This window comes from Oscillibacter sp. ER4 (genome assembly GCF_000765235.1).
Classification (GTDB): Bacteria; Bacillota; Clostridia; order Oscillospirales; family Oscillospiraceae; genus Hominicoprocola; species Hominicoprocola fusiformis.
In genome coordinates this window covers 1-16,106 of sequence record NZ_JPJG01000006.1, presented here as the reverse complement: position 1 = coordinate 16,106, position 16,106 = coordinate 1, and the positions used below count along the sequence as shown (strand labels likewise).

Annotated in this window: 13 protein-coding genes and 1 riboswitch; of the genes, 9 read left to right on the top strand and 4 right to left on the bottom strand. The window is 57.7% G+C overall.

The window, feature by feature from the left end; translation table 11 throughout:
• Nucleotides 1-139: 139 nt before the first annotated feature.
• The gene (locus tag NI20_RS0101065) at nucleotides 140-619 is read left to right on the top strand and encodes a MerR family transcriptional regulator (protein WP_052084337.1); all 480 of its coding nucleotides are present in this window, start codon (nucleotides 140-142) and stop codon (nucleotides 617-619) included.
• A 53-nt stretch (nucleotides 620-672) separates the two neighbouring features.
• Here the strand turns inward: NI20_RS0101065 and NI20_RS0101060 are convergent, their stop codons facing one another.
• The 3 genes from NI20_RS0101060 to spoIIID all read right to left on the bottom strand — a co-directional run bounded on the left by NI20_RS0101060 (nucleotide 673) and on the right by spoIIID (nucleotide 3,679).
• Nucleotides 673-2,187, bottom strand: a complete 1,515-nt coding sequence (locus NI20_RS0101060; protein WP_033119619.1) for an S-layer homology domain-containing protein — start codon at nucleotides 2,185-2,187, stop codon at nucleotides 673-675.
• 44 nt (nucleotides 2,188-2,231) lie between these two features.
• A complete protein-coding gene (locus NI20_RS13935) occupies nucleotides 2,232-3,299 on the bottom strand; it encodes an LCP family protein (protein ID WP_052084336.1) in 1,068 nt (355 codons plus the stop codon).
• Between the two features lie 131 nt (nucleotides 3,300-3,430).
• Nucleotides 3,431-3,679 carry a sporulation transcriptional regulator SpoIIID gene (gene spoIIID, locus NI20_RS0101050; protein WP_033119618.1) on the bottom strand — a complete coding sequence of 83 codons (249 nt, stop codon included), beginning with the start codon at nucleotides 3,677-3,679 and terminating at the stop codon, nucleotides 3,431-3,433.
• Between the two features lie 167 nt (nucleotides 3,680-3,846).
• On the opposite strand from spoIIID, the gene NI20_RS0101045 reads away from it, so the two are divergent.
• Nucleotides 3,847-5,448 (top strand): spermidine synthase, encoded by a 1,602-nt coding sequence (locus tag NI20_RS0101045; RefSeq protein WP_033119617.1) that lies wholly within the window; start codon nucleotides 3,847-3,849, stop codon nucleotides 5,446-5,448.
• A gap of 444 nt (nucleotides 5,449-5,892) precedes the next feature.
• Here the strand turns inward: NI20_RS0101045 and NI20_RS0101040 are convergent, their stop codons facing one another.
• Nucleotides 5,893-6,825: an AEC family transporter gene (locus NI20_RS0101040; RefSeq protein WP_033119616.1), complete on the bottom strand. Its 933-nt coding sequence runs from the start codon at nucleotides 6,823-6,825 to the stop codon at nucleotides 5,893-5,895.
• Nucleotides 6,826-7,002: 177 nt separating this feature from the next.
• Here NI20_RS0101040 and NI20_RS0101035 point away from each other — a divergent pair, with 177 nt between their 5' ends.
• From NI20_RS0101035 to NI20_RS0101005, 7 genes are all read left to right on the top strand, one after another.
• Nucleotides 7,003-7,932, top strand: a complete 930-nt coding sequence (locus NI20_RS0101035) for a sugar phosphate nucleotidyltransferase (RefSeq protein ID WP_033119615.1) — start codon at nucleotides 7,003-7,005, stop codon at nucleotides 7,930-7,932.
• Nucleotides 7,933-7,991: 59 nt separating this feature from the next.
• Nucleotides 7,992-8,213, top strand: a complete 222-nt coding sequence (locus tag NI20_RS0101030; RefSeq protein WP_033119614.1) for a hypothetical protein — start codon at nucleotides 7,992-7,994, stop codon at nucleotides 8,211-8,213.
• A 294-nt stretch (nucleotides 8,214-8,507) separates the two neighbouring features.
• A complete protein-coding gene (locus tag NI20_RS0101025; protein WP_033119613.1) occupies nucleotides 8,508-9,872 on the top strand; it encodes a YjiH family protein in 1,365 nt (454 codons plus the stop codon).
• A gap of 235 nt (nucleotides 9,873-10,107) precedes the next feature.
• Nucleotides 10,108-11,586: a PLP-dependent aminotransferase family protein gene (locus NI20_RS0101020; protein WP_033119612.1), complete on the top strand. Its 1,479-nt coding sequence runs from the start codon at nucleotides 10,108-10,110 to the stop codon at nucleotides 11,584-11,586.
• 189 nt (nucleotides 11,587-11,775) lie between these two features.
• Nucleotides 11,776-12,996 (top strand): arginine deiminase, encoded by a 1,221-nt coding sequence (gene arcA, locus NI20_RS0101015; protein ID WP_033119611.1) that lies wholly within the window; start codon nucleotides 11,776-11,778, stop codon nucleotides 12,994-12,996.
• An 83-nt stretch (nucleotides 12,997-13,079) separates the two neighbouring features.
• Nucleotides 13,080-13,532, top strand: coding sequence for an arginine repressor (locus tag NI20_RS0101010; protein WP_033119610.1), 453 nt, complete (start codon nucleotides 13,080-13,082; stop codon nucleotides 13,530-13,532).
• A gap of 233 nt (nucleotides 13,533-13,765) precedes the next feature.
• Nucleotides 13,766-13,852, top strand: a riboswitch (cyclic di-GMP riboswitch).
• Between the two features lie 53 nt (nucleotides 13,853-13,905).
• The coding region (locus NI20_RS0101005) for a leucine-rich repeat protein (RefSeq protein WP_033119609.1) at nucleotides 13,906-16,106 on the top strand (2,201 nt) is incomplete at its 3' end.

Genomic DNA, 16,106 nt, shown 5'->3' with positions numbered 1-16,106 from the left:
GCACAAACGGAAGAAAAATTACCCGTTAATTTCTGTTGACAATACCGATTTGGATAAGTAAACTGTAACTATTAAAGTCGCCTTTAAGTCAATAGGTTTTCGCGCGGTCATCTTAACAGTTTTTTGAGGAGATTTTCGTATGCCTTATACAATCGGAGAAGTGGCACGCATGATGAATATTGCCCCATCGACCCTGCGCTACTATGAAAAGGAGGGGCTGCTGTCTCTCGGTGTGCGCGGGAGCAATGGGCAGCGAACGTACACAGACGACGATATTGCAACGCTTTCAATCATCGAGTACCTGAAATTCTGCGGTCTTCCGCTCAAGGAGATTCGCTCGTTCCTGCCGCTCATCCGGCCCGGCGGAGAGACACTCAGCGCCCGCCGCGACATCCTTGCCAAAGAGCGCGACAACGTCCGCGCGCAGATCGCGGCGCTGCAAACGAAGCTCGAACGTCTGGAATTCGGCTGCTGGTTCTACGAGACCGCGCAGCAGTACGGTTCGGTTCTGCCGCTGTATGAATTTTCAGAGGAGCACTTTCCTCCGGAACATCGCAACGTCCTGCGAGAGAGCTTTCACCTGCCATTGGCGCACGTGCGCACAAAGCTCGAATGGTGATAAAAAAGGGATCCCTGAGACATACCGTCTCAGGGATCCCTATATGTCGATCCTTATTTCTTTTTGTCCGCTGTGCCCCACGGGTGGCACTGGTAGGACTGCTCCTCGCTCATGCCGAAGTAGCGCAGGTCCGTGCGCCCGTACTGGTCGCCCCAGGTGACGTCGATGTGGTACTGCGTGCCGTCCAGCGTCGCGAGCGTCCAGATGTGGCTGTTGTTAAAAAGCGAGGTGCACTCGATGCCCTCGAGCTTCAAGAGCAGATTGTAAGCGCCCGTGTAGCCGTCGCACACGGCAAGGCCGCTGACAAGCGCGCCGTAGGCAAGATGGCTCGCGGAATCGTCTGCGGTGGCGTTATCGTAGCGGCAGTGGTCGCACAGCCATTGAAAATACGTGCGCGCGATCTCATACTGGCTCATGTCGTAGCTCAGCGTGCCGCTCTCCCAAAGGGAGTCGTGGACCTTGATCGCGGCGGCGAGCGCCTTGGCGCGGTACGATTCGAGTGTTTCGTCCGCGCAGGCGGTGGACGAAAACGTGAGTACGACCTTGCCCGTCGAATACGAGCGGCAGGAGACGGCGTTGTACATCTGCTCGCAGTATGTTTTGACGCAGGAGGTGAACGCCTGCGTCAGCGCGCTGGCGGTAGAGGTGGTGAGCGCCTTCGGGTAGTTCAGCGTGATCGTGTGCTCGCCGCGCGCGAGCATATTGCGCACGAGTCCATTGATGGCGGCGGTGTCCTTGGCCGACGTCGGGAGCGGCGTGCTTGTGGGCGCTTTGACAAGGCTTGCGAGCGTCGCATTTTTGACGGAGTGATACGGCGCGACCGTCCACGTGAGCGTCAGGCGCGTTTCGGGCTTGACCACGCGCGTCAAAAGCGCCGCGATCTCCGCACGGCTGACGCTGTGGTCGGGATAAAAGCTGCCCTTTGCGTCCATGCCGGAGAGCAGCCCGCGGCGGTACATCAGCAGAATTTCGCTGCGGTAGGGCGTTTTGTCCGTCACATCGGCGATGTAGTCGCGGCTCGCGTAGGCCGAGGTGACGAGCGAGGCGTTGGGCTCGGTGTACCATTCCTCCGGCACGGCGAAGGCGAAAATGCCCGCCATCTGCGCGCGCGACGCGGGCAGGAGGTAGAAGCCCTCAAAGCTGTTGTCGAGCAAATTCTGGCTCTTCAAATACGAGACATACGGCGCATACCACGCCTCGTTTTCCTTCGCGGCGGGGATGACCGCGTCGCTGCCGGTCGTGTAGATGGCGCGCAGCCGCGCGGCGATGGTCAAAAGCTCGGAGATCGTCACGTTGCCGCTTGGCGCAAAGGAACTCTCACTGCGGCCGTTGAGTACGCCGTATTCATAGGCCGAGACGACCGAGGGGGCGAACCAGTCGCCGTCTTTCACGTCGGCAAACTGGCCCTCGTAGACGCGAAGCAGCACAAACGGGGCGCTGCCGTCTGTCGTCGTTTCCTCCTGTGCGGGAGCGGCAGTGTCCTGCGCGGGCTTCTCGCTGTAAGCAAAGGCGCTGATGCTCAGCGCAAGTGCGAGCGCCGCGACAAGCAGCGCAAAGCGGAACTTCATGGCGTTTGCTCTCTCTTTCTCACATTCTCAAAATTTCACGGGGATCACGGGACTAAAATGTTCTGTTCGTCTGCGGTGATGTCGGCGACATAGGGATTGAGCATCGAATTCGTCATCTCGAGCACCTGCTCGGGATAGAGCGTGTAGAAGGACTTGCCATTGTACCAGCCCGCGCCGTCGCCGGGGAGCGTGGCAAAGCTGATGGCGTCCGTCCCGCCCATGGAGAGCGCCTGGTTGGCGAGCCACACGAGGTTGCCGAGCGTCAGGTCGGTCTTGACATACTTTAAGAACGTTTCCGCCATCGCGGGGACGTTTTCAATCTTCATCAGCTTCTGCGCCACGGTCTTCAAAAACGCCTGCTGCGTGCCGATGCGGCCGATATCCTGCCGCCCGCCGTAGGCGGGCTTATCCTTGTCGGAGTTGTGGCGGAAGCGCACGACCTCCATAGACTGCTGACCGCTGAGATGCTGCAATCCCTTTTTGAAGTGAATGTGCAGATCCTGGTAGGGGTCGTCGTAGTCCATGTCCTCGGGCACGTCGAAGTCGACGCCGCCGATCTGGTCGATGAGCGCGATGAACCCCTTCAGGTCGACGGAGACGTAGAAGTCCACGGGAATGCCGAGCATATCTTCAATGTTGCTGCGCAGCTTTTCCGTGCCGCCGTTGTTGTAAGAAGAATTGAGCTTGTGGCCGTTGCTCATCAGCGTGTCGCGCGGCAGGCTGACGACGTCGATCTTCTTGTTCTCCGCGTCAAAGCGCACGAGCATGTTCGTGTCGCTGCCGCCGGCGTCGTTGTCCACACCGTAGGCGAGGATCGTATAGCAGTATTTTTTGCGCTCTTTGCCGTTAGAAATGGTTTGAATGGCGTCGCTGTCCTCCGCCGTGCCGTCCTGCTGCGTCTGCTGGTCTTCACCGTCCGTGACGGGCTCGGGCGCGCGCACGACGTACTTGACCGTCGCCACGACGGCCACGGTCAGGAAAAGAAGCGACAGAAGCGTGACGACGACGCGCTCGCCGCGGCTGCCGGACTGCTTTCTTTTGCGCTTTTTTGCCTTTTTGCTGCGGCGCGGCACGTCGTCAAAGTCGGGCTCGTAATAGTCCTGTTTTCTCATCTCATTGCTCCGTTCTTTTTTCTTTTGGTTGACAATAATGCATTCTACCCTGCGCGGCGGAATTGTGCAAGAGAAATTTTGCCGCGCGGAGGGCGCACTCTTATGTTAGACGCAAAAAGTCGAAAAAAGTTTCAAAATCCCTTGTATTTTTTTCGCGTGGCCATGCCGCCGCGGATGTGGCGCTGGGCCTTGTTGACCTCCAGCACCTCCTTGACCTGCAAGTATAGGCTGCGGTTGAACTGCGGCAGGCGGTCCTGCAGGTCCTTGTGCACGGTGGACTTGCTCACGCCGAACTTTTTTGCCGCGGCGCGCACGGTGGCGCGGTTTTCGATGATGTAGGCGGCCAGCGCGCAGGCGCGCTCTTCCATGTTACCCTTCATGCAGCACACTCCTGACTCATGTTGCTCCATCTATATGCGTGCAGAGAGGGAATATGCGCATCGGGAATGAATACGCGGCAAAAACGTTGTGCAAAGCGGTTCAGGCATGTTATAATTTCTCTGTCTACACCGAAGACGGCACAAACGAAACGACAGGGAGGTCCTGCATGGAAAATAAACTCATCCGCAGCAAATACTTTTTATACCTGACCGAATTTTTTGCCGGTATGTCCGTCATGGCGGTCGAGCTCGGTGCGAGCAGGCTCATGGCCCCGTATTTCAGCTCGTCGCAGATCGTGTGGACCGTTATCATCGGCGTCATTATGATCGCGATGGCCATCGGCAACGTCTGGGGCGGCAAGCTCGCCGACAGGAGCGCGACGCCCGATAAGCTCTACCGCCGCCTCATCATCGCGGCCATCTGGATCGCGCTTATCCCGTTTGTGGGACGGTACCTGATCGCGGGCATCTCGCTGCTGCTGGCGCTCTTTGTGACGAAAAACTTCCTCGTCTGGGCGGCGCTCGCGGCGTGCCTTGTGATCTTCGCGTTCCCGTGCGTGCTGCTCGGCACCGTCACGCCGTCGCTCACGCGCTTCACGGTCGACAACCTCGACGACACAGGCAAGACCGTGGGCAGGCTCAACGCGCTCAACACCATCGGCAGCATCATCGGAACCTTCGTGCCGACGTTTGTGACGATCCCCGCCGTCGGCACGGCGGCAACGTTTTTGATCTTCTCCGGTGTGCTCGCGGCCATCGGCATCGCGTACTTCGTGTTCGAGAAGAAAAAGAGCGTGCCGGGGATCGTCTCCGTCCTTTTGATCGCTGGACTGTGCTTTGCCCTGCCGTCTTACAGCTTCGCCTTCTGGCAGAGCGACATCACGCTTGAGGACGAGTCCATCTACAACTATTTGCAGGTGCAGGACGACGCGAAGCGCACGACGCTCTCGACGAACGTGCTCTTCGGTGTGCAGAGCGTGCAGGTCAAGGGCGACGCGCTGACGGGCATGTACTATGACTACGCGCTCGCCGCGCCCTGCATGGCGGGCATGGACGGCACGGACAACGAAAACCGCAGCGTGATGATCCTCGGCATGGGCTCTGGCACGTACGCGAGCTACTGCACGCGCTATTTCCCCGGCGCGAGTGTGCAGGGCGCGGAGATCGACAAAAAAATTGCCGGCATCGCGACGGACTACTTCGGACTTCCAGGCAGCGTGACCGTCGCGGTCGAGGACGGGCGCGCGTACCTTGCCGCGTCGAAGGAGAAGTTTGACGTCATCATGGTGGACGCCTATCAGGATATCACCATCCCGTTCCAGCTCTCGAGCGTCGAGTTTTTCAATGAAGTGCGCTCTCATTTGAAGCCGAACGGCGTGATGGTCGTGAACCTCAACATGACGTCGGCGGAGAACGGCTCGATCAACGAATACCTCTGCGACACGATGGCGAGCGTTTTCCAGCACACCGTCACCGCGCCGGTGAAGGGCAACACGAATACCGAGGTCTTCTGCACGAACGCGGATGACTGGGAGGAGACGTTCCTGTGCAGCATCGCAAAGCTCAAGGACAGCGACTATGCCGATATGATGCGCACGGTCTACTCCAAGCTCACGCCCTATGAGGGCGGAAGCTGCATCCTGACGGACGACAAGGCCCCTGTCGAGGTGCTGGGCATGCGCGTGCTCGACGAGCTCATCGGCGATGAGCTCAACTACTACAAAGACGAACTGAGAACCGGCGGCCTGTCCGCACTGATCGGAAATTGAAAACAAAAAGAATCCCGCGCCCACGGCGCGGAATTCTTTTCAGGGTAGAGAGCCTCGCAGAGTTTTTACCCGCAAGGGGTACACAGCATCCGTAAGGCAGCAAAGCTGCCAACGGCTGCCCAGGTGCCGCGCACGGCACGAAATAAATTCAAATCGGTTTTCCGCCGCGACATGTGCGCCCTCCAGAGGGGCTTCTCTTGCCCGCTGCGGGGCAATTCACCTTCTGGCAGAAAACTCTTTGCGCGAAGTGGAAACCGGCGAAGTGCCGCCAGCGGCGGAAACAGCAAGTCGGTTTCGAGGAAGCGGCACGATTGGCGCGCCTGCAAGGGCGCGGGAATCGTAGTGCCGCAACGGTGTAAGGTCGAATTGTCCGCTTTTAGCGGACAACCGAGGCACAGAACGCAGCGAAACCTTCTCAAAAAAGTGGCTTTGCCACTTTTTTGATTACAAAATCAGCATCAGCACAGGAATCACGACGAAACACGCGATCGTGGAGAGGGCGGCGCCCTGCGCGGCGAATTCCTCGTCCGCGCCGTATTCCGCGGCGGCGACGACCGTCTGCGTCACGACCGGCATCGCCGTTTCGACGATGAGCACGTCGTGAGCAAGGCCCGTCACGCCGAACGCCCTGCACAGCGCGACCGAGAGCGTCGGCGCGAGCAGGAAGCGGAAGATCATCGCGATGCCTAAGTCGCGGTCGAGCCGGACATTTTTGAGCCCGATGTCGTGGATGATATAGCCCGTGAGCAGCAGCGCCAGCGGCGTGACGAGGTTGTTCATATAGCGGCAGTAGCTCATCACGAGCGAGGGGAGCCTCACTTCAAACCACACGAGCGCGAGGCCGACGAAAACGGCGATGACGGCGGGCGTGGTCAGGAATTTCTGGAGCATCTTGAGGTCAAAGCCGCGGCTCTCACCCGACCAGCGCACAAGCGAGAGAAACAAGAGCTGGACAAAGCTGGTGTTGACAAGGTAGTAGAGCATAACATAGGGCGTGCAGGTGTCGCCAAAGAGCTCGGTACACATCGCAAGGCCGACGAAGATGGCGTTCGACACCGAGCACATCATCATGAAAACGCCGAGCTTTTTGCGCGGCAGCTTCAAGAGCCTGCCGACGAGCAGTGACAGGATCGTGATGACCACGGTGCCGAGCAGCGGCACGAGCAGAAAGCTGCCCGACTGAACCAGAAGATCACGGGTCAGGTTATTCGTCAGCCCGTAGACCGACATGCAGGGGATGGCGACAGAGAGCGTGAACTTGCCGATAAAGGCCTTGGCCTGCGGGCCCATCCAGCCCCTGGCCGCGCAGAAATAGCCCGTCACCGTGAGCAGCAGGATGATGGTGACAGAAGAGACCGCGTGCAGAAATCCTTCCATGGTGTGACCTCGGTGTTAAGAAATAGTTACACCAGTATAACACGCCTGCGGCAAAAGACAAGAGACGAAAAAGACGGTTGCAATGCCAGTTCGGATACGCTATGATGGGCGGAGACGAGCGCGCGGTGCGCAGCTCGGAACAACGAGATCGAGAACTTTGAGAGGAGTTTTGTTTTTATGAGAGCAGCGCTGGTCATTATGGCGGCGGGCATGGGCTCGCGCTACGGCGGCAATAAGCAGGTGGACGGCATCGGCCCGAACGGCGAGATCCTGATGGAGTACTCCATTTTCGACGCGCTGCGCGCGGGCTTTACGAAGGTGGTCTTCATCATCAAGCCCGACATGCGCGACTTGATGGAGAACATGGTCGGACATCACCTTGCCGCGCGCAAGACCGCGGACGGGGAAAACGTCGAGGTCTGCTACGCGTATCAGGATTTTTCGAGCGTGCCCAATTTTTATAAGGTGCCGTCTGAGCGCGTCAAGCCGTTCGGCACGGTGCACGCGCTGTTGTGCGCGCGCGAATTCGTGCACGAGCCGTTCGTCGTCATCAACGCTGACGACTATTACGGCGTGGACGCGTTCAAGACGATTTACGCCGAGCTCTCAAAGCTCGCCGAAAGCGGCGAGGGCACGATGGTCGGCTATGACCTCTGCAACACCGTGAGCGAGCACGGCACGGTCACGCGCGGCGTGTGCCACGTGAACGAACAGGGGATGCTCGACCGCGTGGTCGAGACGTTCCACTTAAAGCCCTGCGCCGACGGTAGGATCCGCGACATTCAGGAAGACGGCGACGGTCCGGTCTACGCGCCCGAGACGCCGGTCTCGATGAACTTCTGGGGCTTTACGCCGTGGCTGTTTGAAAAGCTGGACGCCTATTTTAAGGATTTCCTCCGCGCGCTGCCCGACGGCGAGCTCAAAAAAGAGTGCCTGCTGCCGAGCCTGATCGGCGAGCTCATCGACCGCGGCGAGCTCAGTGTCTCCGTTCTGCGCTCGAGCGCGCGCTGGTTCGGCATGACGTATCACGAGGATAAGGAAATGGTGCAGCGCGAGCTTCAGAAATTACACGACGCGGGCGTGTACCCCAAAACGCTGCGCGCGTGAGCGAGACAAATCGAAAAAATCTGCCGCCTCCGGACATACTAAGTCCGGAGGTGATTTTTATGCCGCGAAAAGACCCCGGCATGCCGTATGACCTGGCACCGATGCTCAAGGCGCGCTTCGGCCAGCCGGACGACTGCGCCGATCTTGTCAACAAGTACGGCACCTATAACATCCAGCCGACGTCGGACACGGAAAATCTGTTCCCGCTCATCGCGCCGGGCCTTCCTGAGCAATGGAAGCGCATGGCGGTCGGCAAGAAGGACGTTGAAAACTTGCAATAAAGCAAACGGGAGGGAGACGCGTATCGCGTCTCCCTTTTTTCTTCTCCAAAATCCCTGAAACGGCACGGGAAAATGGGCTTTTTCCCAAAAAGCAAAAAAGATACATACAGATTCGACAAAAAAGTGAATGACAAAATGGAGAAATTTATTGCTGGTATACAAATTGAGAACGTTGCTGGCACTTGCTTTACTGCTGAATTCGTATAAAGTAAAGGCAAGAGCTGTCTGCCGGGGAAGCGGCTATGAGAGAGACCGCCTTCCGGCGCGACTTGCCAATATGAAGGAGGAGAGAGAATGGAAACCAAAAGTAACGCGAAACTGAAAGCTCTGTTTATCATCCCGTCAGTCGTCGGCGTCATCCTGTTCATGATCCCGGTCAAGAACGCAGCAGGTGAATGGACCGTTGTGGTCAAGATCCTGGCCGACATCATCTCTGGTGTCATCGGTGGCTTCCTGCCGCTGCTGTGCGTGCTGATCCTCACCGTTTCGGCAGTGATGTCCCTCATTGCGCTGGCAAAGCCCAAATTCATTATGAATAGCGACATCATGAAGGAATGCTTCGCCTGCAAACCCATCTGGGTCGTGATCCGTGTGCTCGCGGTCATCTTCGTGTGGCTCACCTATCTCGGTGTGGGCGAGGAAGATGTGGGTCTCGTCGGTATGATCACCGGCGGCGGTCAGGGCGGCTTTGTCCTCTATGACCTGCTCACCACGCTCGTTATCATCTTCGTCATCGCGGCCCTGCTGTTGCCGCTGCTGCTCGACTTCGGCCTGCTGGAGTTCGTCGGTGCGCTGCTCACCAAGGTCATGCGTCCCCTCTTCAAGGTTCCCGGCCGTGCTGCGGTCGACTGCATCACCTCCTGGATTGGCGACGGTACGCTCGGCGTTATGCTGACCTGCAACCAGTATGAGGGTGGCTACTATTCCGCCAAGGAAGCAAGCATCATCGCCACGCTGTTCTCCGCTGTTTCCATCACGTTTACCCTCGTCGTTCTCGATACGGTGGGGCTGCTCGATTACTTCGGCATCTACTACCTGATCGTCTGCCTCGTCGGTATCATCTGCGCCATCATCTGCCCGTATCTCTATCCCCTGCGCAAAAAGCCCAACACGTACTTAGTCGAAGGCAAGGCTGCTCCCGACACTCTTCCTGAGGGCTACAAGAGCAACGTCGAGTACGGCATGGACCTCGCCATGAAGCGCGTTGCCGAGCACAAGGGCATCGGTGAATTCTTCAAGAGCGGCGCCAAGAACGCCTGCAGCATGTGGTTCGGCGTTCTGCCCTCCGTCATGGCCATCGGTACCATCGCACTGATCCTTGCCAACTATACGCCGATCTTTGAATGGCTCGGCATCCCGTTCCGCCCGCTGCTCCAGCTTCTTCAGGTGCCCGAAGCGGACGCTGTTGCCTCCACGATGATCGTCGGCTTCACCGACATGCTCACCCCCGCCATCCTGATCGCGGAGTCCACCAGCCAGATGGCCAAGTTTATTGTCGCGGTCGTCTCCGTCACGCAGGTGCTTTACCTCTCCGAGGTCGGCGGTCTGATCCTCGGCTCCAAACTTCCTCTCAACATCTGGGAGCTGTTCGTCATCTTCCTGGAGCGCACCATCATCAGCCTGCTGATCGTCTGCCCCATCGCGCATCTGCTGTTCTAAAAAGGAAAAGCTTCTTTTCCCTTACTCAGGTTGCTGACCTGAAAGAGTCGAGGCATCTCATCGGGATGCCTTGGCTCTTTCTTTTTGAATTTTATGTCATATGCACAAAAATAACTGTACAACGCACACGGTTATGTGGTAAAATGCGAACAGAGAGACCTCTGCGAGACCAACGCAAATTCCGACGGCTGCGGATGAGAGCGCGGCCTGCCGGCGAGAGGGAGAAGAGAAGTACATGAAAGTCAGCATCGACAAGTTTTCGAAGGTGCCGGTCTATCTGCAGATCGCCGACCAGATCAAGTCGCAGATCATCAGCGGCGCGCTGCCCCGCGGGAGCGCGCTGCCGAGCGAGCGCGCGCTCGCGCAGATCTTGGATGTGCACCGCAACACCGTGGTCAAGGCCTACAGTGAGCTCAAGAGCGACGCGTGGATCGAGTCGCGCCAGGGCGTGGGCTATGTCGTGGCCGCGGCGAGCAGCGAAAAAGCGCCGGAGGAGGAAAGCAGCGAGGTCCAGTCCGGCCGTGTCAACTGGGTCAGCGAGGTGGCCGATAAATACCTCGACATGGAAAAGACGTTTGACGACCTGTTCCAGCGCTTTACGGATGAGAGCCACTATTCCCTCGGCAGCGGCGTCGCCTCGCGCGAGGTGTACACGTCCGAGCGTGTCGCGGGCGACATTGCGACACTGCTCACGGGCAGCGGCCCGTGCCAGTATTTTTTCAGCCCCTATAAAGGCGATAAATTCCTGCGGCAGAAGCTCGTGGCCTTTCTCGGCACGAAGGGCGTGAAGGCGTCCTCGGGCGAAATTCAGATCCTATCGGAGACGAATCAGGCACTCGACTTTATCGTGACGCTGCTCGTCAAGCCCGGCGACAGCGTGGTGATGGAAGAGCCGGTGCACCCGGACATGTACCGCGTGATGGAGCTTGCGGGCGCGAAGATACTGACCGTTCCCGTCGACGAGAACGGCATGAACTGCGAGGTGCTCGAAAGCTTACTCACGCAGACGCGCCCGCGGCTCATCTTCGTCAATTCGAGCTACCACGACCCGACGGGAAACATTTTGTCGCTCGAGCGGCGCAAGAAGATCGTTGAGCTCTCGAACCGCTACCGCGTGCCGATCGTGGAGGAGGACGCGGCGAGCGAACTCGTCTACGACGGCGATAAGCTCCCGCCGATCAAGGCCTTCGACACGACGGGAAATGTTATTTACATCTATTCGTTCTCGCTCACGTTCATCCCGGGACTGAGCCTTGCTTTCATCACGGGTAACCGCGATTTTATCCGCGCGCTGAGCTACCTCGTCTCCGTGCGGCTGATGGCCTCAGACTGGATGACGCAAAAGCTCCTCGGCATGTACCTGGACGACGGCATTTACTACACGTCGCTTTTAAAATTTCGCGACGTCTACCGCACGAATCGAGATTTGGTATGCCAAAAGCTCGACGAGCTTGCGCCGCTCGGCGTGAGTTATACAAAGCCGAGAGGCGGCGTATATGTCTGGTGCAGGCTGCCGGACGGGGTGGACAGCAAGCAGTTTATCCGCAGGGCCTACAACATGGGCGTCACGCTGATCCCCGGATACGTTTTTTACCCCTGCAAGAACGGCGGGCGCGACCATATCCGCATCAACTACTCCTATGAATCCTACGAGCGGCTGGGGCAGGGCATGGACGTATTGCGCAAAGCGCTGGAAGAAGAACTGGAGGAGTGACTGGCACACGAAATAGCAAAACCACTGATACATCACAAGCGCTTTTAGAACGTGTATACTTTACTGCGTAATAACGGTAAAACGATCCGTAAAGAAGCCGCGCATCGCGGCGAGACGATCGAAAACACAGCGGGATGTACGGGCGGTCGATGAGAGAGCCGCCGGCGTCCCGGGAAAGGGAGCACGACTATGTATCCTGGCATTCATAACTTTTCCGAGATCGGAAAGCTCAACAAGGTGCTGCTGCACCGCCCCGGCGAGGAGCTGGAATCGCTGACGCCCGCGACGCTCGAGCGCCTGCTGTTTGACGATATCCCGTACTTAAAGGTCGCCCAGGAGGAGCACGACCGCTTTGCCGAGGTCCTGCGCGAAAACGGCGTCGAGGTCATCTACTATGTCGACGAGGTCGCCAAGGCCATCGCCGACCCCGCACGCCAGATCCAACTCGTCAACGACTTTTTGAACATCAGTAAGATCCACGCCAAGGGCCTGCGCGCGAGCATGACGAGCTTACTTCTCGACATGCCGCCCAAGCAGATGGTGACGAAGATGATCGCGGGCATCAAGCGCTGCGAGGTCGCCACCAAACAGCCGACGTCGCTGATGGACTTAGTAGACGACGACTATCCGTTCGTCTCCGACCCGATGCCGAACCTGTACTTCACCCGCGACCCCGGCGCCTGCGTGGGCGAGGGCATCAACATCCACCGCATGCATACCCCTGCGCGCAAACGCGAGAGTCTGCTCTTAAAGTACATGTTCCTCTACAACCGCGACTTTGCCACGCAGGACAACAAGATGTGGTACGACCTGTCCGACAGCTATTCCATCGAGGGCGGCGACGTGCTCGTGCTGTCCAAGGACATCGTGGCCGTCGGCCTGTCCGAGCGCACGACGGTCTCCGGCGCGGAGACGTTCGCGCGCAACCTTCTGCAAAACTCCGACTTTAAGAAGGTGCTCGCCTTCGACATTCCCGAGACGCGCGCGTTCATGCACCTCGACACCGTGTTCACGATGGTCGACTATGACAAGTTCACCATCCATCCCGAGATCGAGGGCCCGCTGAGCGTTTATGAGATGACGCTCGACGAGCACGGCGAGCTCCGCTTCGGCGCGATCAAGGAAGAACTCAAGGACATTCTGGCCCTCGAGCTCAAGCTGCCCGCGGTCGACCTGATCCGCTGCGGCGGCGGCGACCTGATGGCCGCGCAGCGCGAGCAGTGGAACGACGGCTCGAACACGCTGTGTATCGCGCCGGGCCGCGTCATCACCTATGAGCGCAACTATGTGACGAACGACTTGCTCGCAAAGCACGGCCTCGACGTGCTGACCGTGCCGTCTGCCGAGCTGTCGCGCGGCCGCGGCGGCCCGCGCTGCATGTCCTGCCCCGTCAACCGCGACGACCTGTAAAAAATTCCACCGCAGAACGAGAGAAGAGAGAAGAGCTCATCCGCGCCGGCAGCTGGCCGGGCGGAGGAAAATGGGAGAGAGCCATGAAGAGCAAGCGACAAGAGAAGATCCTGGAGCTGATCGAAAAGTACAATATCGAGACGCAGGAGGAGCTCATTGCGCGTCTCGCCGAGTGCGGCATCGAGAGCAAGCAGACGACCGTCTCGCGCGATATCAAGGAGCTGTACCTTTATAAGGAGCCGATCGGCGGCGGCCGCAGCCGCTACGCCGTGTCCGGCAAGGCCGACCACATCGACAACACGAAGCGCCTGAAGCTCATTTTGAACGAGTGCAGCGTGGGCGTGGACTACGCGGGGATCGTCGTGCTGCTCAAGACGCTGCCGGGGCTCGCCGATGCGGCGGGCGCGGCCATCGACGCGATGAAGCTGCCCGATATGCTCGGCTGCATCTCCGGCAACGACGCCGTGGCGATCGTTGCCCGCGGCGAGCAGGAGGCCGAGCGCCTGTGCGGCGAGCTGCGCCAGTATTGCAAGTGAACGAGGGAGACGAGATTGAGAGAGGACAGGGGGCGGAGCGATCCGCCCCTCCTGTTCTGTCATAAAACCGATTAAACTGCAAGGTATTTCTGAAACGTGACAAAACTCAACAGGTATTAAAAGTTTTACTGCCGACAAAATTCGACGGGATTCCGCTTGAAGATTATTTTTTGACTGCTATAATAAATTTATCATCGAATGATCTGTGCGGCTCGCGAAAGTGGGGCAAAGCGTACAGACAAAGACACAGCCGGCGAAAGCCGGTGTCGCAAAGCCACGGGTCTAAACAGCGCAAGCCGCACGACAGCCGGGCTGCCTAAGACGGAGAACTCTCCTTCCTCGGGTCCACAGGGACAAGAGGGAGGATTTTTTTATGAGAGAGAAGAAGTTCGGCAAGTTGTTTTTGACATGGCTGCTGGCAGCCACCATGGTGCTGACTTTGCTTCCCGTCGGAATGCTGGCGGCAGACGCGCCGGGAGAGGCGGAAGACGGCGAAGTTGTGCTGGCGCCTGTTGCGGGCGTGGAAGAGGAAGAGGCCGCCCCTGTGGAGGCTGCGCCCATGCTGCTGGCCGCGCCTGCGGCGGCGGACACGCCGATTGCTGTTCCCGAGGGTAAGTTGATTTTTGATAAAGCTAACGGCGTGATCACGGGCATTGATGCGGATTGGCTTGCCCAAAATAAGGATAAGCCCCTTTCCGTTACCATTCCGGCGGAAATTGACGGCGTAGCGGTAACAACTATCGGCAGTCAGGCGTTTCAACGTTGCAATAATTTGGTTCGCATTGATTTGTCCGGTACAAATATTACAGCGATTCAGAAGAGAGCATTTTATGAGTGTACAGCGTTGAAGGAAGTCATTCTTCCTGATTCGCTGGAAATGCTTGGAAATCTTGAAAGTGATGGCGGATGGTACACAGCTGGTTCTATCTTCTATGGATGCTCCAACATGGAAAGCATTCGTACAGAGAGTTCCAATGCAGATGCAACTTTTGAGTTACCTGCAAAACTTACGGCGATTGGAAAACATACTTTCTACGGTTGCTTTAAAAATGATGTTAAGGTAGTTATTCCCGAATCGGTAAAGAAAATTGAGCAAGAAGCGTTCTATTATATGAGCGGAAGTGTTGATCACATCACTCAGATTGTGCTTAGGAGTACAGACGTCAGCGGCTATAACCCGGAAGCATTTGATTTCCGGAGCGGGAGCAGCCGTATGCTTGTTTTTGCCAATAAGACGGCATATGACAACTACAACCCACGAGCCGATATAAAGAAAGCAATGACCTATCCGGTCAAAATCACCTTTGAGGATACCGATAAAACAGAACTGCACCTGAACGGCAAGCCGCTTGGGTATCAGCTGGATAATACGACCGGATTCTGGGAACTCAATGATGCGTATGCACTGCCCACAGCACAGGGTTCCGGCACTCCTGTTGATCCGAAGCCCGGATATGAATATGTGACCGGCGGTGGCTGGAAGCTCAAAGAAAACGATGAGGTTCTGGACGTTACCAAGAATCTGAAAGCTGACCAAGATGAAGTAACGGCTGTTTCCGGCGGCGGCAAGTATGAAATCCTTGCGCCCACGATCTCTTACCTTGTGGATGGGGAATCCAAGCTGGTCGATGCTGACCAGCCCTTCACCGTGACCATCGGCGACGGCAAGGAGCACTCGATCGGTATTCAGGTCGATCACCCGCTGCTGAAGGAGAATCAGGGTACTAACGAGGATTACGTTTACTTTAAGTACTACTGGTTTGACGAAGTATCGCTCGGAGACGGAAAGAACACTCTGAACGGCCCGAGAAGCATGGAAGAACCGGAGCACTTTTCTACCGCAACAAGCAATGTGGAAATTAAATATGTGGACGGCGAGCATAATACCATTCCCATTGCAAAGACGGAACACGCGAGATATGAAGGCAGCTCCTATGAGGGCTATAATGACTACTATCTTGTAGTGGTGTTCGGTTATCATGTTGTGAATGGCGAAAAGACCGATACGCCATTCTATCTCAGTGCAAATAACGGTATCGGTGTTGGGAACGCCAATGCGACGGACGGAGCGCATCTGTTGCAGGTCAAGGTCGATGAAGTGCGTGTCATCACCGCAACGGCTGACGAGCACGGCAAGATCGGCCCCGCGGATGAAGTCATCGTATCCAAGGGCGAGGATCAGACCTTTACCATCACGCCCGATTCCGGCTACCGCATCAAGGACGTGCTGGTGGACGACGTGAGCGTCGGCGCGGTGAGCACGTACACGTTTGAAAATGTGACGGAGAACCACACGATCCGCGCTACCTTTGCAAGGAAGCACACGCCCACTCCCTCCACGCCCACCGTTGAGATTCCTGATGACGATCCCCTCGGCCTGAACACGGACGACCACTTCGCCTACATCGTCGGTTATCCCGACGGCACGGTGCAGCCGAACGGCCAGATCACCCGCGCCGAGGCGACGACCATCTTCTTCCGCCTGCTGACCGACGACGTCCGCGACGAGAACCTGACCAAGACCAACCGCTACTCCGACGTGGCCGCCACCTCCTGGTACAACACCGCGGTCTC